General features: G+C 43.3%; 20 protein-coding genes. 8 read left to right on the top strand and 12 right to left on the bottom strand.

Going from position 1 to position 18,254, the window contains the following annotated elements; translation table 11 throughout:
- Positions 1-15 precede the first annotated feature (15 nt).
- The gene (locus tag MHB49_RS01895) at positions 16-672 is read right to left on the bottom strand and encodes an amino acid ABC transporter permease (RefSeq protein WP_405154821.1); all 657 of its coding nucleotides are present in this window, start codon (positions 670-672) and stop codon (positions 16-18) included.
- Between the two features lie 23 nt (positions 673-695).
- Entirely contained in the window at positions 696-1,517 is an 822-nt protein-coding gene (locus MHB49_RS01890; protein WP_405154820.1) for an ABC transporter substrate-binding protein, read from the bottom strand.
- Positions 1,518-1,845: 328 nt separating this feature from the next.
- Between MHB49_RS01890 and MHB49_RS01885 the strand changes: the two genes are divergently transcribed.
- Positions 1,846-2,490 (top strand): GntR family transcriptional regulator, encoded by a 645-nt coding sequence (locus tag MHB49_RS01885; RefSeq protein WP_247900341.1) that lies wholly within the window; start codon positions 1,846-1,848, stop codon positions 2,488-2,490.
- A 168-nt stretch (positions 2,491-2,658) separates the two neighbouring features.
- On the opposite strand, the gene MHB49_RS01880 is transcribed toward MHB49_RS01885, so the two are convergent.
- Positions 2,659-3,399 carry a class I SAM-dependent methyltransferase gene (locus MHB49_RS01880; RefSeq protein ID WP_405154819.1) on the bottom strand — a complete coding sequence of 247 codons (741 nt, stop codon included), beginning with the start codon at positions 3,397-3,399 and terminating at the stop codon, positions 2,659-2,661.
- A 164-nt stretch (positions 3,400-3,563) separates the two neighbouring features.
- Here MHB49_RS01880 and MHB49_RS01875 point away from each other — a divergent pair, with 164 nt between their 5' ends.
- Together MHB49_RS01875 and MHB49_RS01870 are read left to right on the top strand one after the other, a co-directional pair.
- A complete protein-coding gene (locus MHB49_RS01875; RefSeq protein ID WP_405154818.1) occupies positions 3,564-3,920 on the top strand; it encodes a hypothetical protein in 357 nt (118 codons plus the stop codon).
- A 159-nt stretch (positions 3,921-4,079) separates the two neighbouring features.
- Positions 4,080-5,224, top strand: a protein-coding gene (locus tag MHB49_RS01870) for an IS3 family transposase (protein ID WP_111620854.1) whose coding sequence is annotated in 2 segments (ribosomal slippage) — positions 4,080-4,353 and positions 4,353-5,224 — 1,146 coding nt in all. Because the reading frame shifts where the segments join, the coding sequence is not laid out codon by codon here.
- Between the two features lie 211 nt (positions 5,225-5,435).
- On the opposite strand, the gene MHB49_RS01865 is transcribed toward MHB49_RS01870, so the two are convergent.
- The 6 genes from MHB49_RS01865 to MHB49_RS01840 form a co-directional block, all read right to left on the bottom strand.
- Positions 5,436-6,611 carry a hypothetical protein gene (locus tag MHB49_RS01865; protein WP_405154817.1) on the bottom strand — a complete coding sequence of 392 codons (1,176 nt, stop codon included), beginning with the start codon at positions 6,609-6,611 and terminating at the stop codon, positions 5,436-5,438.
- A 61-nt stretch (positions 6,612-6,672) separates the two neighbouring features.
- Positions 6,673-7,407, bottom strand: coding sequence for a C39 family peptidase (locus tag MHB49_RS01860; RefSeq protein ID WP_405154816.1), 735 nt, complete (start codon positions 7,405-7,407; stop codon positions 6,673-6,675).
- 443 nt (positions 7,408-7,850) lie between these two features.
- Positions 7,851-8,078 carry a cold-shock protein gene (locus tag MHB49_RS01855; protein WP_024633773.1) on the bottom strand — a complete coding sequence of 76 codons (228 nt, stop codon included), beginning with the start codon at positions 8,076-8,078 and terminating at the stop codon, positions 7,851-7,853.
- Positions 8,079-8,266: 188 nt separating this feature from the next.
- Positions 8,267-8,467, bottom strand: coding sequence for a cold-shock protein (locus tag MHB49_RS01850; RefSeq protein WP_024633772.1), 201 nt, complete (start codon positions 8,465-8,467; stop codon positions 8,267-8,269).
- A gap of 388 nt (positions 8,468-8,855) precedes the next feature.
- The gene (locus tag MHB49_RS01845) at positions 8,856-9,092 is read right to left on the bottom strand and encodes a DUF6953 family protein (protein ID WP_247900335.1); all 237 of its coding nucleotides are present in this window, start codon (positions 9,090-9,092) and stop codon (positions 8,856-8,858) included.
- Positions 9,093-9,238: 146 nt separating this feature from the next.
- Entirely contained in the window at positions 9,239-10,024 is a 786-nt protein-coding gene (locus MHB49_RS01840; protein WP_405154815.1) for a CPBP family intramembrane glutamic endopeptidase, read from the bottom strand.
- A gap of 292 nt (positions 10,025-10,316) precedes the next feature.
- Between MHB49_RS01840 and MHB49_RS01835 the strand changes: the two genes are divergently transcribed.
- Positions 10,317-10,991: a phosphatase PAP2 family protein gene (locus MHB49_RS01835; RefSeq protein ID WP_405154814.1), complete on the top strand. Its 675-nt coding sequence runs from the start codon at positions 10,317-10,319 to the stop codon at positions 10,989-10,991.
- A 142-nt stretch (positions 10,992-11,133) separates the two neighbouring features.
- Here MHB49_RS01835 and MHB49_RS01830 read toward each other — a convergent pair whose 3' ends face one another.
- Positions 11,134-11,913 (bottom strand): AraC family transcriptional regulator, encoded by a 780-nt coding sequence (locus MHB49_RS01830; protein ID WP_405154813.1) that lies wholly within the window; start codon positions 11,911-11,913, stop codon positions 11,134-11,136.
- 112 nt (positions 11,914-12,025) lie between these two features.
- Between MHB49_RS01830 and pyk the strand changes: the two genes are divergently transcribed.
- Positions 12,026-13,441 (top strand): pyruvate kinase, encoded by a 1,416-nt coding sequence (gene pyk / locus MHB49_RS01825; RefSeq protein WP_247900331.1) that lies wholly within the window; start codon positions 12,026-12,028, stop codon positions 13,439-13,441.
- A 140-nt stretch (positions 13,442-13,581) separates the two neighbouring features.
- Here the strand turns inward: pyk and MHB49_RS01820 are convergent, their stop codons facing one another.
- Complete coding sequence (locus tag MHB49_RS01820) at positions 13,582-15,111, bottom strand: PAS domain-containing protein (RefSeq protein WP_405154812.1); 1,530 nt, start codon at positions 15,109-15,111, stop codon at positions 13,582-13,584.
- Between the two features lie 168 nt (positions 15,112-15,279).
- A complete protein-coding gene (locus MHB49_RS01815; protein WP_247900329.1) occupies positions 15,280-15,729 on the bottom strand; it encodes an SRPBCC family protein in 450 nt (149 codons plus the stop codon).
- Positions 15,730-16,061: 332 nt separating this feature from the next.
- On the opposite strand from MHB49_RS01815, the gene MHB49_RS01810 reads away from it, so the two are divergent.
- The 3 genes from MHB49_RS01810 to MHB49_RS01800 are packed head-to-tail and all read left to right on the top strand — an operon-like array spanning position 16,062 to position 18,138.
- Entirely contained in the window at positions 16,062-16,799 is a 738-nt protein-coding gene (locus MHB49_RS01810) for a WecB/TagA/CpsF family glycosyltransferase (protein WP_405154811.1), read from the top strand.
- Between the two features lie 4 nt (positions 16,800-16,803).
- On the top strand, positions 16,804-17,328 hold the full coding sequence (locus MHB49_RS01805) for an AAA family ATPase (protein ID WP_405154810.1): 525 nt from the start codon (positions 16,804-16,806) through the stop codon (positions 17,326-17,328).
- On the top strand, positions 17,329-18,138 hold the full coding sequence (locus tag MHB49_RS01800; RefSeq protein WP_405154809.1) for a DUF6597 domain-containing transcriptional factor: 810 nt from the start codon (positions 17,329-17,331) through the stop codon (positions 18,136-18,138).
- Positions 18,139-18,254: the final 116 nt, after the last annotated feature.

The following is an 18,254-nucleotide window of genomic DNA, read 5'->3' as shown; positions in this document are numbered from 1 at the left end:
GAGTCCGTATTACCGTTATCGCGATATGGAAAGCCTGCGTTCCAGCCAGGTGAGTAGATTGGCCAACGTAAATGTAATTACAAAATAGAGGGCAGCAGCAACAAGGAGTGGGGCGAGCGGTTGGAAGGTAACCCCCTGAATGGCTCTGGCTGTATATATAATCTCAGCAATCCCGATCATGGAAACAAGGGAGGAATCTTTAATGATAATAATGAATTCATTGCCGATCGCTGGAAGCATGTTACGAAAGGCCTGCGGCAGTATAATGTGGCGAAGCGTCATGCCATGAGACATCCCAAGAGAACGCGAAACTTCAGTCTGTCCTTTATCGATTACTTGAATCCCTGCCCTGAAAACCTCAGCCATGTATGCCGAGCTGTTCATGGTCAATGCCACCACCCCCGACATAAATGCGGTGAGGTTCACACCAATTACGGTCAGACCATAATGAATAATGAGTATTTGCACCAACATCGGCGTACCGCGAATGAGTTCGATATACGCGGATGCTGCGAATTTGATAGGCCACACTCGTGATATACGCAGCAGTGCCACCATAACCCCCAGCATAGTACCAAACAACACCCCAAAGAAGGAAAGCTCCAACGTTACACACGCACTACGCGCATAATCCTGCCAATGTTCGGATAGAAAGGAGAAATCTAAATTCACGGCATATCCCTCACTCGCCCGGTTTATTCGCCTAACATCTCATTCGCTTCAACAACGAAGCGTTCGATTTCTCCGCCCGTTTTAAGCTTCTCCAGCGTACTGTTGATCTGATCAACGAGCTCCTTGTTGCCTTTTTTCACGGCGATTGCCGATCCCCCTTCATCCTCTGCCTGTTCAATCTTCACATTTGCAACAACCAGCCCCTGCTGGTTCTTTACATACTGCTGCGCAACCGGCTTCTCCAGAATAAGCGCTTCTACCCGTCCAGTCTGCAATTCAAGAATCAACTCGGGAATTTTGGCAAGAGAAGTAAGTTTGGCTCCATGAATATCCTGAGCAATGCCTTCCTGAATGGAGCTTTTCTGCACACCTACCTGCTTACCCGACAAATCATCCAGTGAGGAAATCAAGTCGCCTTCGTCAGCTCTAACGAGCACAGCCTGTTCTGCATAATAGTAGATATCCGTAAAATCAACGTTCTTCTTTCGCTCTTCTGTAGGTGTTAAGCCTGATATGACAAAATCGACCTTGTCCGTGCGCAGCGCCATAAGCAAGCCATCAAAATCCATATCCTCAATCTTCAGCTCAGCTCCCATGTCCGCAGCAATCGCCTTGGCAATCTCAATATCAAAACCAACAATAGTGTCTTTGCCATTAATGCTTTTGTGAAATTCATAAGGTGCGTAGTCTGCACTGGTGCCAAGTACGATTACTTTCTTCTCTGCGGCACCACTCTCCGAGGATGGAGAAGGTTCCGACCCGGCCCCCGTCGTTTGTTCCTGCCCACAAGCTGACATGATTACCACCATTAACAACAGCATCATTGGCAAAAGCACTCTTTTCACTCAACATACCCCTGTTCTGTTTTGGAATGATAAAGACATATAACTTGTATACAATATACACAAGACAATATATGGACTTTAATGTAAGTAATACTAACAAATAATCTATTGTATGACAATGAATTTAACACATTTATACGCTTTAATTCCATAATACGTAATTTATTTAACATGAAACTTACATTGATTTAGATCATTAAGATTGCTTGCCCAACTCCCCCCTCGGTGTTAAGATGATAAAAACTTGAAACTCCCGAACGGCGCACCATTACAGGGCTTGTACCCTCACACATCCAATCATCACTATATACAGAAGGGGGGATTCGGTATGGAGGCACCCAAATACCGGTCCTTGAAAGATCACGTTTACGATTATATCGCACAGAAAATTCAGGACGGGACACTGCTGCCCAATCAGAAGATTAATGAAGCGGAGATATGCAAAAAGCTGGACATCAGCCGTACACCTACTCGAGAGGCCTTATTTCAGCTCACTTCTGATAATCTTCTGCAATATATCCCACGCAGGGGATTTATCGTGGCTCCTTTTGATGCTGGCAAAAAACTCGAGTTCTCACAGGCCATCGGTGCGCTTGAGGCGCTCGCTGCTACACTTGCAGCGGACCATCTCAAACCGTCTGAACTCCTGGAGATGGAGGCCCTTGTTGCACGGATGGATGAAGATATCACCCAGCTCGATCTGGCTGCCTACAGCAAAAATCAATATCAATTTCATAATCTGTACATCACGCGCTGCGGCAACGCCACTGTCATCGAGATGTTAAACACGTTAAAAAACAGCTTTATTCGCCAGTCGTATGTCAGCGACAACAAAGCGAAGCTATCCAGTGTACTTAATGAAGTAAATGAAGAACATCGCCAGATCGTAAGTGCTTTTCGCGCCAAAGATAAACCACAATTGGAGGCTCTGTTGAAGCACCACTGGCGCATCATTGACAACGATATGCTGTAAGCTTTCAAGCAGCATCTTGAGTGAACCATCTTCATCACTCACTGGATTGAATTTAAAGTCCGGGACCAAAGGAAAGGCAACCCATATATAACGGGTTGCCTTTATAAATATGGCTTTAGCATCATCATTAATCACTTTTTACATTCGATAATAAAGTACCCTCTAATCCTACTCTTTCTGTTTATTATGACTATCCGTTGAATTCTTTGCTTCAAAAACGGCATAACCCAGCCTTTTCCCGTATCTTGCAAGCAAACGATCATTGGTGCGCCCCATACGCTGAACTTGCTCATCCTCAAACAGGCTCATATCCATCTCCCGATGAGGATCATGATCCACGCCCCATTTTCCCATGGAACGAGATTGTTCCTTGACCAAAACTTCAGTAAAACCACTCTGTCTGAGACGTTTCTTCCACGTGGTCAGGGTTGCCAGTGTCCTTATGCCGTAAAATTGTTTTAGCCTACGGCTCATCACCTCTGTCTTCGTTCCCGATAACACCATCTCCCGATCGATAAAATGACCACCCGGCTTTAATACTCTCCTATATTCCGCAAGGGAACTTCGCCACTGAGTGAAGATGGTGACAGACTCTACGAATACCACATCAAAATAACGATCCGGAAAAGGCAGGGATTTCGCATCCGCCTGAATAAAACGTATATCCAGGCGTTCCCGCCTTGCGCGCCGCACTGCTTTCTCCAACATCTGCCGGTTAAGATCAACCGCAGTTACCCGATAACCATTTCGAGCGAGATAACAAGCGGTCCTCCCTGTACCACATCCCACCTCAAGCACCTTGCTATGCGCAGGCAGAGACAGTGTATCCAACAGTTGCATCGTTGCTGTGAATCCCCCCGGATGGGCACTCCCTTCACCAAGCCGGGCCAGCAAATCATGATAATCCATGATATCCCCTCCCTTTTACTCCCTCCAGTGTATGGATCAGATACAAAAACGGCTCCTCCCCATCTCATTTCCGGGTACTCGTCCATACCAATCGGCATTCTTTTTACTATGATATACAAACCGTTGAATTCAAGCGGCAACCGCACCTTATGAGGAGGATTTGCATGTACAGAATTAATCCGGTATGTGAAGAGACGGTTTCTCCACACGTTGGACGTTCCGTTTGTCTCGTTATGAACGACGGTAAGCATATGTATGGTACGCTTGGTCAATGTCGTGATGGCAAAATCTATTTGAACGGATGTTTCGAGGGGCCACGTCTGTGTTCAGTCAAATCCAAACAGCAGCTTGTAAAAAGCAGCAAGAAAAACGCAGTTACAGCAAAAAAAGTTAAATCTTCTGCCTACGGTCCATATGGTTATGGAGGATATGGTGGAGGGTACGGTGGTTACGGCTATGGAACAGGGATCGAGTTGGCCTTGGTAGCAACACTGTTTCTGCTGCCATTCCTGTTTATCTAAACTCTTTATAGAAACGTATGGTAAAGTACAGGCATAACAAAAAAAGCAAAGGACCTACTCGTTTTGGACTGACCCCATAACGTGAGACAAATCAAAACACCTTCAAGAGAATGAAACCTTGTCGTAAGATAAGGAGACCATCTTGGAGGTGTTTTTGTAATGGCAACAAGAGTGAGTTATCCCGTGGAATTAAAGATGAAAGCCATAGAAATGAGATTGGCAGAGATACCCGTGAAAGAAGTTATGGATCAGCTTGGAATACGAAATAAGACACAGATAGAAACGTGGATGAGATGGTATCGAAAAGGAGAATTAAATCGCTTAGAGCAACCGGTTGGTAAGCAATATAGCTATGGAAGAGGTCCAGAACACACGACAGAACTGGAAAAAGTGAAGGCAGAAAACCGATTCTTAAAGCAACAACTCGATCTACTAAAAAAGTACAAGGAACTGGAAAAGAGGTGGAAGCAGAAGTCGTCATCGCTTGGGTCGAGTCCATTCGTAAAGAAGTGACCATATCTGAAGCTTGTGCATGGCTTGGAATTGCTCGAGCGACCTACTATCGCTGGAAGACAACCTGTGAGAGCAAGCATCCAGATCCGATGGTCGAGAAAGTAGCTCAGCTTTGTACTCAGCACAAGTTCCGGTATGGATATCGAAAAATTACTGCCTTGCTTCGGATTGAAGGTCCCATAAATCATAAACGAGTACAGCGTATTATGCAGTGCGAGGATTTACAATGCCGAGTGAGAATGAAAAAACGAAAGAACACGGGGCAACCTGCAAAACCTGCAGAACATCTACTCAAGCGCAAATTTTATGCAGAAGCTCCTTTTCAAAAACTGGTGACCGACATTACTTATTTGCCTTTCGGTAATAAAATGTTATACCTTTCAAGCATTTTGGATCTGTACAACGGAGAGATTGTCGCTTACAGTATAGCGGACAAGCAGGACACATCCTTGGTTTTGGATACGCTAGACCAACTTCCAGAGCGGACAAATATGCTGCTCCACAGCGACCAGGGTAGCGTGTATACTTCTCAAGTTTACCAAACCGTAATAAAGGGAAAAGGCATTACCATGAGCATGTCCCGTAAAGGAACGCCCGCTGATAATGCCCCCATTGAGTCGTTTCATTCCACACTAAAGTCTGAAACGTTTTACCTCGAAGATCTCAGGTGCACAACGACAGCCATCGTTGAACAGACCGTTCGAGACTACATCACCTACTATAACTTAATTCGGATTCAAGCGAAACTAAATAACCAGTCTCCGATAAATTTCCGAAGACTGGCTGCTTAAACTTGCAAGGTGTTTTGATCTCTGTCTCATAAAAGGGGTGCAGTCCCTTTTATGCGATGAGGTTCTTTGCTTTTTGGACTTACATAAATAAAACCATTCGAAAACTCGTAAGAAATGAATCCAAAGTAACGCTGCATAAAACTTAGAACGCTCTCACTCCCTAGGCTCAGAATACAGATAGAGTAACAGATGCGCACTTGAACAAACAGAATTATTTCGATTGATCTTCAGAAATTATATTAAACTCAACTTCTCCAGTATTATTTTTGGCATCCATGTATGAAAATCCTAAGTACTTGCCTGTATTAAAAATCTTTGATGTTGAGAGTCGCGGTATAGAAAGCTGCTCTGTTTTTCCAGTTAATAAGTCTGCATCGAATATTTGGTACATTGAGAACCGATAGTAAAGATGATCGTTCATAATAAATGGAGAATCAATAGTGAGATCTTTATCTTTTGCCTCAAATTCATATTTGATCTCACCAGTCTTTCTATCCGCAATACTGATTTTGCCTATTTCACTCCAAACAAACCATTCCTGATCAGCTGTGAAATCAACTATCCCTTGGTTACTTTCCAGCAATGTAATTGGATTTGTTTGATCATATGGATAAAACACTATTTCATACGATTTGTCTGACGCAGTTTTGAATACAGATTGTTGCACAAGAAGACCATTAACAATTGGTCGTTGAAGTGCCATAAAAGTTCCTTTTCGCTGATTGCCACGTTCATCTAACTCAGTTGTAGCCAATCTAATTAACTCATTTGTAATTGGTTTATATAGGATCGCAGTGCTATATACAATATGTTCTTTGATCTTTTTTTCTATCCAGCTAACTTGATTTTCAAAAACCCTCAATACAGGCGGTTCTATATGATCACTACTTATTCCGCTATATAAAATCTTTTCCTGATTATTTTTCAGGTCAAGTGATTTGATTGCCCATTTTGTATCCTTTTCCTGATTCCTACCGTACTCCACCCAAAACAGCTTATCTTCAACACCTACCAGTGAATTTATAATTTCTTTATTGGGTGTTTGATAGATATTTTTTACTACCTTATTTTCACGTGAAAATGTATCAATATAACTCGTAGATTTTTCGCTATCATCTCTTTCAAAGGCAACTAAAGTATCGTTAATATAACTCGGAGCGACAAACGTGGAGATAAGACTTTTATCCTTTAGTTTATAGGGTTGAACCGAATTCGGGAGCGCTGCTCTAATCGGCTCATTTAAAGTCAAATTCGTTTCATTAGATATGGGCTGCTGAATGGATGAAGGCTTAAGATTTCTATTTATAAGACTCAACGAAACAATTCCTACAGAAATAATAGCTACAGAGACTAAGATCAATGTGTACTTTGCTTTATTAGTCCGCATAGTTCCCCCTACTCTGACAATTAGAGGGGATTGCTCCCCTCCTATTCGAATCGTATTAGCCCTACCAAAGAATGGCTTTACGGAAGTGAGCTTGGTTTGCACCCCACACACCGTCAAATGGATGCCATACATTACCGAGCGTAACGCCACGCCCTCCTTCGTCAAACGGATCTGTCAACCTGAGTTTCTTATCATTTTCACTGATTACATTATACCCGGACGTATTTAAAATGTGTCCTTCGACAGTTCTTGGATAAAGTGGCATGTTGGCAGACGTGATTTTTAAATCAAGAACCGCCGGATTCCCCCAGTCAATCGAAAGTATCATAGCTGATTTCCAGGTAAGGTAATCTGACGAGGTAAAACTTTGGTATATATACGTATTCTTCGTTTGATATTTGTTAATGACATCATCGACAAGAGAGAAGTCAGTACCATCTGTAGTGGTACCAAGCTCTTTAGCATAAGTGGTTTGGGAGCTTGATGATCCATTAAAAAATCCGAGTACCTGTTTAGTCGTAGCAGGGCCGCACCAATAACTTTTTTCTTGCTGATAGCTTGGCACAGCGATTGTTTTGGATTCTCCCAGTGCAAACATGGAAATTCCACTGGCCAATTGTTCTGCCTTTTGAAGAGCAAGTTGACTTTTTTGAGCTTTTGCAGTTTGCTGTGCAGCTGTAGGAATGTCGGAAGTAAATGTCGGATTATCGCCAGTACCTGCGGCAAAAATAGTTGTCGGGGACACTAAAGTAAGTATAAGTGTAGCAGCTGAGATCAGTTTTACAATTGGCTTCATATTCAAATTACCCTCCCTGAGCTTTTTTATTATTGAAAGCCGGCCGGCACCTCTATCATACCAATCAATTTAAAAAAAGTAAATGTTTTACATATGGTAGAACACTTAAAGATTGATACAGGCTGCACTTGGACAAATATGTTTTTTGAAGTAATTCTTTTCTTGATCCAGCAAAAATATAATGTGAAAATTTATTTGTTCGCTACCTATGTAGACACGCAATGAGATTGTACACATACAACGTAGCCACCGTCGTTTGGAGGGTCTGGAACTGTGAGCTGTCAAGGCGGTGATGACTTATTATCCGGCATACTAAAAAAGACACAAAAAAAGGCATTCGCCAAAACGAATGCCGGGAACTTCATATTTAATACCCATACCTTTAAACAAGATGTCATATTCAACTTAAAAAAAAACACCTCGTTAGAGGCGGGTAAGCTATGTTAAATCCGATTTCCTTTAGGCATCGTTTTCAGATTGCTATTCGAATTTTCAAGCAATGGCAGCATCCTGGTCGTGCTAACCATCTCAGAAGCACATATCGGACAAGTAGGCACGCTATCAAACGCAAAATTGTCCCGCATCCATCCTTTGCACGTATCACTCGTACATTCCCAGATTGCCGCATCCGCTTGTGGAATCTCTTCCAACGGTTTTTTGCGATTATACATGACTTCTACCCCCTTTGTTATGGAAAAACATCTAACCGACGTTATTTCACAGAAGCCACTACTTAGCGGAAGTTCTGTCCCGTTCGGACTTCTGTCTAGACAACTATTGGGCCGACTTTCATTATGGCTGCTCAAAAAAAAGAAGCTGCCTTTACCATTATAACATGTTAAAGGCAGCTATGCTTTAATTACAGTTTTACAACTTCTTCTGCTTGAGGACCACGGTTTCCTTGTACAATTTTAAATTGCACGCGTTGACCTTCGTCCAGCGTTTTGAAGCCTTCGCCTGTAATAGCGCTGAAGTGTACGAATACATCTTCTCCGCCTTCAACTTCGATGAAACCGAAGCCTTTATCAGCGTTGAACCATTTTACTGTTCCGTTTTGCATGTGAATTACACCTCCAAATAAAGATTAACATGTTCCTTTGTTCTTTGCAGCAAGCAAATAAAAATTCACACATTGAAAAAGGTACCAGTCATAACCTATAAGTGATCGCCCTTTACAATATGTGAATTAGGTTTTCCACTCTCTACAACTTGTTCTCATTATAACTCCGTTTCCACCAAAAAGCAAATCTTTGTATTTTCTTTTCAAACAGCTTTGGAAATACATGTTATTCGCACGTACTGGGACAGGTTTTGTCACTTGCCCTGCAGCTCGTTGCGGTCTTATGAAAGGATATGCAGATCCGAACCAACTTATACATTTTTTATAAAATATTTTGACATGCATATCCAACACATCCATGAAAGTTCAGCTGATTCTGGATAACACACTAGGTCCATGCCCACATAAAGGCATCACGATCCCATGCAATCTGCCCACGGTGTAGCTTGCGGAACGCTTTCTTCACTTCTTTTGACAAAGAAGCATTTCCATTCTCATTTACAAATACGAATTCTTCCCCAAAATTGGCTTTTACATATTCAATTGCAGCCTCCTGATGAAGCGTACCGGTAAATTTAATCTCCTGTACCATCCATTCCGCAATTGCCTGTGCTGTCTTTTCCATTATATCACCTATTATCTATCCCATTGTACAGATGGACAAGGCCTTCAATTGCTGTTGAACAAGCCTGTCATACCGCCAGACTGAAGTATACCACGATCCCATGGCTGGCGGTAAACAGAGTTATGCTGGGACTGATTCAGACCCATTTAATGAACTACTGAACCCCCCGGCGGACTACTCTTCTTAGAAGATAACTTCGTTCGAAGGCTAACTGTTAGCCATACGCAATAAACAACCAATACAACTAATATAAAGAGATCGTAAGGAAGTGTTCCCGTATCTTGCCGGTCATTGCCGAGAAACTGAATTAAATTATGTATGAAATGAAACAGGATTAACGGTACGATATTTCCGTTTTTCAGCATTAACAGCGCGAGCACTGCTCCAAGCAGCAATGCATACACCAGCTGAAGCATCGTATCTGCCATACTCTGGCCTGATAAAGCATTCATGATATGTGTTATTGAAAATAAAATACTTGAGGTTACAACTGCCGCAATCGCACTCTTACGCAATAATGTTTTGAATATAAGTCCACGATAAATGGTTTCCTCTACAAAGGCTACAAGCAAGGTGAACATAATAAAAAAGGCTACCTTGGATACGGTTAATTCTGTAAATCCCTTCAGAGCAAGAGTACCCAGTACAAGGAGTAGCGGAATATAATACTTTGCATGACTTGCCGGAATGGCCGCTAAAGACTGAAATCCAGTCTCTCTCCATTTGTGACGCAGGGTAAGGTAAATAATAAGCACGAGGGCAATTGGAGTGAACGACATCAAAACTGGTGATGTGTAGTCCAACTGCTTCACAGTTGCAACTGCCCCTGCCGCGAAAACCGCCAACAATAAAAGCAGTTCAATAATGACTACTGTTAGTACAGGTCTGCGCACGGAAAAGGTTTGTTTTTGCATGGATTGCGGGTTTTTCATAGATTGTACCTTCCTCATTTCAACTTTAGTAGTTGTCACATGAACTCATATGACAATATAGTTGTATCACATCTACTGAATATTGGGATATCTTTTTCTGGATAAAATTATAAAAGTAACAAAAAAGAGAATTCCTCTTACAGCTTTTACCTTACAATCAGGTATGGCTCAAGTGCTAAAATGTCTATTATAGTAGAAATAAAATGAAGCGCTGCAGGGGTATGATACTTCTGAAACGTCATATATAGAGAAAGTTAAGATATGCTTCGAAATGAAGAACGATCAGGAGGATATGATGAAAGCATTATTTATGCGCTGGGGACATTTGCTGGCAATTTTATGTATACCGCTTCAAGGTTCCATTTATGTTTTGCTCGGCAGTAACACCGGAAGTGATGTCTTCTACAATTATGCCTGGATTGATACACAGATTCCTTATATCAAAGAATTTATTTATCCTTATGTCAGCTGGATGCCGATTCTGTATCTTGGATTTCTCTATTTGGGTCTGACGAACAAATCGTTATTCTGGCGTATGATAATTACCTATAACGTAGGTGTAATTGCAGCCAATATCGTTTTTGCGGTATTCCCTACTTACGTGCCGCGACCAGAAGCTATTGGAACAGGTCTAAGCAGTGCGCTTGTACAATTTATCTATACCAATGATGCTCCATTTAACTGTTTTCCAAGCATCCACTGTCTCACAAGTTATTTGCTCTTCATTATTATCAACCGCCACTTGAACTTCAAACCGCTGGCGCGGATCTCCTGGTCTGTATGGCTGTGGCTGATTATCGCTTCGACGGTGTTTGTGAAGCAGCATTCGCTGCTGGATGTGGCAGGCGGAATTCTGTTCGCGGAGGCAGCGTATTGGGTTGTGCATGTGGTTGCGGTTCGCGTTGGTCTGACAAGCAAAAAAACAAAGCAGCAGCTTACGGCTACAAATACAAGCAGCAACGCTTAGTATAATTTATATTGCAAAGGCAGGAGAAATTCGACTGTCATGAAACCAAAAAGAGGGCCGTGGCCCTCTTTTTTTTGCGTGATTACGTTGATGCTTATAATGAAAGTAATTTTCAAGACGCCACCATGGCGACCCTATGGGTTCATACAATGGGTGGACGTTCATGGAGCAAATCAGATGGAGGACTCCCCATTAAACGCTTGAATATCCGGTAGAAATAAGACAGGTCACGGTAACCGAGAAATTCTGCAATTTCCTGAATGGAGAGCTGTGACTCTGTAAGCAGGTATACTGCCCTTTTCATCCGTTGATCATGAACATATTGGCTGATCGTTTGATTGGTCATGCTTTTAAATAACGCGGCTGCATAATTGGGAGTTTTACCAATCTCGTCCCCCAGCTCTTCTTTCGTGACTTTCTCCCGGTAATGCCGCTCAATGTATCGCTTCATTCGCTCTGCATGCACATGTCTCTCCGGTGGAATAACCCCTCGATCCAGTTCTCTGTTTATATAAATTAGCACTTCCATCAATAAGGCTTGGCTCATCATGACATAATAAGACGGACGCTCCTGCCATTGTTGTTGGATAGCTTTCATACGTTCATGAACCAGTTCATAACATCCGGGCTTATATCGCAAGGCCTCGCTATGTTCCAGTAAGGGCAAACCTTGTGCTTGATCCCCCTGTAATTGAACAACAATTTGCGTGTGAGTTACGGTAGGAATGCTTTTGCCGTAATACGGAATGCCAGCGGGAATTAGCAGCAGCTCACCCTTCTCCATGATCTGCTTCTCTCCGTTCACCCAATATACACATTTTCCATAAGTAACCAAGCTTAACCGCCAAGTTGCCTGTGACTGCACCGCTTCTTCATACCAACCGACACCATTGATGTGTCGTACTTCTAATGGAGTGACCATAACACACCTCAATACTGGACTATATTCTATTCATTGTACTATAGTTCATACCCTGATTCGACAGAAAACGCTACAATACACATATAAGCAAACATATGAGGAGGAAAACAGCATGTTGAAAACAAAAATTATTTGTACGATGGGACCTGCTTGTGACTCAATCGAATTGTTAAAAGTAATGATCCAGGAAGGAATGACTGTTGCCCGTCTGAACATGGCTCATGGTGAGCTGGAAGATCACGTGGCACGTATTAACAATATCCGCAAAGCGGCTTCCGAATTGAATACCTATGTACCGATCATGATGGATATCAAGGGACCGGAAGTTCGTATTGGCAAACTGAAAGAAGCATCCTGCCATCTGCAAGCGGGTAAAGAGCTTATCCTGACTACTGAAGAAATTCTTGGGGACGCTGAGCGCATTTCGGTAAACTATCCGGAATTGAACCTCGTTGTAAAACCTGGAGATCGCATCCTCATCGATGATGGCTTGGTAGATCTGACTGTACTGTCTGTAGAAGGTTCAGATATTCACTGTAAAATCATCAGCGGCGGCATTCTGAAACCACGCAAAGGTGTTAACTTGCCAGGAATCAAAACGACTTTGCCAGGTGTAACGGAACGTGACGTGATGCACATCGGATTTGGGATCGAAAACGGTATCGAAATCATCGCTGCTTCCTTTGTTCGTAAAGGCGACGACATTCGTGAAATTCGCAGCATCCTGAAAGAACGCGGTGTAGATCATGTACAAATCATCTCCAAAATCGAAAACCAGGAAGGCATGACCAACCTGGACGATATCATTGAAGCATCTGACGGTATCATGGTAGCGCGTGGAGATCTCGGGGTTGAAGTACCAATCGAAGACGTACCTATGATGCAAAAAGAAATGATCGATAAATGTAACCGCGCAGGTAAACCGGTTATCGTCGCAACACACATGTTGGAATCGATGCAAGTGAATCCGCGTCCAACTCGTTCCGAGGTGAGTGACGTTGCTAACGCTGTTCTTCAAGGGGCAGACGTTGTGATGTTGTCTGGTGAATCGGCAGCAGGTAAATATCCGGTACAATCCGTGCGCACGATGGCAGCTGTTGCTCGCCGTGCTGAAACGATGATTGATTACAAAGAACAATTCGGACAAAAATCCGCTCAACAAGTAGCTGACATTACCGAAGTTATTAGTCAGGGAGCAGTTAGTTCCTCCCTCGTTCTGAATGCCAAAGCGATCATCACTTCTACCGAGAGTGGATTTACGGCACGTATGATCTCCAAATATCGTCCAAAAGCACCGATCATCGCGGTTACACAGCATGAAGAAGTACTTGCGAAAATCTGCCTGCTCTCCGGTGTCATTCCGGTGATGGGCGACAAAGTAACAACAACCGATGAAATGTTCGAGTCCGCTACACGCAATGCAATCAAAACCGGTTATATCGAAAAAGGGGACATCATCGTATTGTCCGCTGGCGTACCGATTGGTCAATCCGGTAACACCAACTTGATCAAAGTTCAACAAGTATAATTCAACCTATGAATTGGCCGACATAGCTCTAAACAAATAAACCATCGTGAGCAAGTACTTGCCACGATGGTTTTTTCTTTTAAAGAAGATTTTTCCACCTAAAAGTGATTAGAATAACACCTTACCACCAGTGCCTGATCTTACAAGTTCCGTGAATAGTCCACCAAATCCTGCGACATTATATTGATCTCATCCATTGAGGCGTTTACCTGCTGTGTGAGGGCAGCCTGATTCTGCGTCAGTGTGGACATGTTGCCAATGTGGTCCAGAATCTGGTCAATAAACGTCTTCATTGCCTGCATACTGTCTTCAATATTAATTGTAGCCTGTGAGCTGTGGTCAGCCAATTTCCGCACTTCTCCGGCAACAACTCCGAAACCAAGACCAAGCTCTCCCGCTCTGGCTGCTTCAATGGCTGCATTCAGACCAAGCAAATTGGTTTGGCTAGCAATTTCCCTTATAAACGCTGTAATGTTCTTGGTGTCATCTGCACTGCTCTTCACCTGAATGGCCGCGTCCGCGGATAACTCTTGTGCAGTAACCAGTTCCTGAGCCTGATCGGTAATTGAGTTGATTCCACGTACCATCTCACCGATGGATTCGGATAAAAGCTTCGTTTTCTGATTCATCGCTTCGACGATCTGTTCCTTATTCTTCTCATGTGTCACGTCACGAATGGTTCCCGCTACACGGAGTGGTACTCCGTTGCTGTCCCGAATCGTCTCACCACCTGCATGATACCAGCGATATTCCCCATTCTTACGTTGCAAACGGTAATCGAGGTCGTATGGTGTCCGCCCGCTGTAATCGTTCATGTGTTTGGCGAATTCATTAATTGTACGGTCATGATCTTCCGGGTGAAGTCGGCTGCTCCAACTGCTGAACACATTCGGGAAATCCTGCTCATCGGTAAATCCAAGCTCCCGGCGAAACTGTGGTGACCACCAGAATTCATTGTTGGGGTTAACTACATCTCCGGCAACAACGGTCATATCCCATGGCGCTTCTACCAATGCGCGATTTACCAAGTCATATCGGGTAACGAGTGCTTCCAACTCGTCGGATTTACTTTTCTCATCATGAATATCAAACATGATACCCAAAAGTTTAACCGGAACGCCATCATCATTTCTGACCACTTGTCCAAGACAGCGAAACCAGCGTACTTCTCCACTCTTCGTTACCATTCGGCTTGTTACATTGTATGCGGCCTTATCAGAAGAATCATTAACATTTTTCATAATTTCCTGAACCAGCTGAGGTCTATCATCAGGATGGATTGATTTGGCCCAGCTTGCGAAGGCATCGGGGTAATCCCTCGTATTGCTGAAGCCTAACATTTGACGAAATTCATTGGAAAAAACAATGATATTATTGTCATCCAGAGGGTCTCCTGCAACAATTTCGGATTCCCAGAGTCCGATATTCAATGCCTGATTTAGCATTCTGAGGCGCATATCCGATGCTTCATTTTGCTTCTTCAGCATATGTAACGCTTTATTGATATTATGTGCAATTTCACCAGCTTCCTGAGAATCATTGATTAATTCCATCTCACTGGTATATATCCCTTGCTCTGCGTCTTTAACCAGTTTACGACTATATTCCAATAATTGTTGAATCGAGCTCACAGGGGCTTGCTTGATCGTTTGGGCACGTTTACGAAACATCTCAATTTCTCCTCTAATGTCATTTCTATATATTTCGACATAATAAGACATTAAATGTAGAGGGTTTTCACCCATTTGAGCGAAAATGAAATAAAAAAAACGCTTTAACAGCGCTTTTTTCATAAGAGTATGATGTTATATTTATATTTCCTCTCGCTATCGACATCTTTACCAACCAAAATCCAGCGTTTTGCCTGTCTCTATCCATGTCTTGATACTGCTCAATATCATCCACCAGCTATTCTGTGCGTTCGCGAAAGATGGATGGTTGTCCGTAAATTGGTCATTGATTAGTGTTAGCTTTGTACATTCCCCTACCTTCTCCAGTTGAAACACCACTCTGGATTGGAGCTCGGCATGATTGGCATGATAGGAGGGCCCGGGATGTTCAAGGTAGCTTAATAGGGATAAAGGTTCGAATTCCAAAATATCGCCGTACACATGAACCGTCTCTGCCCCGTCATTTCCAGGTCCTACATAGGCGAAAGGCTGACCCGGCTGGAAATTGGAACGAAGTTCACTGCCAAAAAAACTGCTCCGTGTACCCTCAGGCGAGATTAGGGCATTCCACACTTCTTCCTGCCCGGCATTAATATAGAACTCATATTTTAATTCCATGAATTCACTTCCTTTATGTGTTGTATTGAAGGTACAACTGACACTTGCTTGCAATACTATCCTATCGTTATACCCCAACAGCGTATTGTAAAAACGCGACAACAACGAAAATATAATATAAATAGAGAAAACCGTATTTGACGTTGAAACCGACCTATTCATATGTAAAACCAGAAAGAGGACACCATGCGAATTTTCTAGAAATTATGCTAACCTGAAATTCAACAAATATAGTGCTTTGCCCGGAGATCAGATATACTAAATTGGAATGAAATAACAGAAACCGTATACAATTCAGGACGGATGGTTAGTATCCAGAAAGGAACCTAAACATGAATCATACAACGAATATTATGGGGATCCCTTTCCCCAATATAACTATGGAACAGACGGTTACGATTCTTGATGATGTTGTCGATCAGAAACAAGCTGAACTGTTCCATGTCATCACGGGCAATCCGGAAATCATCATGTCCTGCCAGAAGGATCAGGCGCTTCGTTCAGTTGTGGATCAGGCAGGTATTGTGACCGCTGACGGCGCAGGCATTGTTATGGTATCCCGCTTTCGGGGTGGACAATTGACCGAACGGGTGACAGGTTGTGATCTGCTTTTTCGTTTGCTGGAGGCAGGAAGCCGGAAGCATTGGTCCTTTTATATACTGGGGGCAGAAGAAAGTGTCAGTAAGCGGGCGGTAGAAGTTATTGCGCAGAACTACCCTGGAGTCGTTGTTCGTGGCAGACAACACGGATTTTTCACTATGGATGAGGAGCAAAGGATTGTAGAAGAGATTCATGAGGCACAGCCTGATTTTCTTATCGTGGCCCTAGGAGCACCTACTGCCGAACGCTGGATCAACAAATATCGCCATCAACTAAATGCTCGTGTAGCCATCGGAGTTGGAGGAAGCCTGGATATTCTGGCCGGCAAAACCAAACGGGCTCCTGCAATATGGCAGAAGCTTAACCTGGAATGGCTATATCGACTGCTCAGCCAGCCTTCCAGATGGCGCAGACAACTTATTTTGCCACGTTTCGCTGTTCGTGCGTTGCTGTTCAGGGAACAAAGGTAAGTCCATGATCAAACTCAGGCCAAACAAAATACATATTATCGGCTCCGTCGGTAGCGGCAAATCTACACTGGCCCGCCATTTATCCGCAAGGCTGGACCTTCCTCATTATGAGCTCGACAACATCGTGTGGCAACGAGTCCCTCAAGGAGAGGATATTCGCAATAGTCCAGAAACGCGGGAAACACTCCTGAATAACGCCGTACATTCCAATCAGTGGATTATTGAAGGTGTACACTATACATGGGTGGCAAAAAGTTTCGAACAGGCTGATCTTATCGTTTATTTGAATACCCCCGTGTGGAAAAGGAATGTGCGTATTCTCAAACGCTTCACAGTACAGAAGCTCGGGCTGGAACAAGGAAATTACAGACAGACTTTCACCATGCTCTGGCGGATGTATAAATGGAGCTATCAACACGACCGTAAGGAAAAAGCGCTAATCATGGCGTTTTTGCAGCCTCATCAACATAAATTGTGCATTGTTCGTAACGAAGAAGAATTGACGGGATATCTGGAGGAGTCCACATAAATGAAACGTACTAATCATGCTGCGAAACCTAGTATGGGTCTTCTAAATCTGGATGAGGGTGATAAACGATATTGCCTAAACCGTTATGCCCCTTCCGAAGCACTGAGTTCTTTGGTAAGGCATTTCTGGATTGTCTCATGGGATCTTACCGGACATGATCCTTACCCTCAGCATGTGGTTCCAAATCCATGTGTCAATCTGGTAGTCGAGCGGGGAAACACCTTTTTCTTCGGCCCATCCGGACAGAAATTCTCCTATCTCGTCCGCGGAAAAGGAAGCGTGTTTGGGGTGAAATTTAAGCCTGGCGGCTTCTATCCATTCATTCGCACTCCTGTTTCCGCATTGTATGAAAACCCCTTGGAAGTCTCTGGTGTGCTTGATGTGGATGCTCCGCAGCTCGAAGAACGATTGCTTGGGGACGGAAGTGATGCAGACAAAGTCAGCTACATGGATCAACTACTCTGTGAACACCTCCCGCCTCCCGACGGACAAGCCCTTCTGGTCAGCCAGATTGTACTGCAGATTGAGCAGCAACGGGATATGTTGCGAGTCGATGATTTATCTGCCTCTTGGAATATACACACAAGAAAGCTCCAGCGCCTGTTCCATCAGTATGTGGGCATCAGCCCCAAAATGGTGATCAAACTCTACCGACTACAAAATGCTGCTGAACTGATGGAGCGGGGTGGGGATTGCGATCTGGTTAAGCTGTCCCAGGACCTTGGATATCATGATCAATCACACTTTATCAAAGATTTCAAGTCCATCATCGGCAGCACCCCTGAAGATTACGTCAATTCCAGAAGATAACGGAGTGTGATTATTAAATTACACAATTAATTTGTGTAAAATTAATTTTATACTTTCAGTTCGGATGGCAAACATTTATACTGAGTAGGACAAGTAAATAAATGACATATAAGAAA

The sequence above is a fragment of the Paenibacillus sp. FSL K6-0108 genome (genome assembly GCF_045040695.1).
Lineage (GTDB): Bacteria > Bacillota > Bacilli > Paenibacillales > Paenibacillaceae > Paenibacillus > Paenibacillus pabuli_B.
The sequence above is the reverse complement of the archived record's forward strand: the minus strand, read 5'-3'. Positions and strand labels throughout refer to the sequence as shown.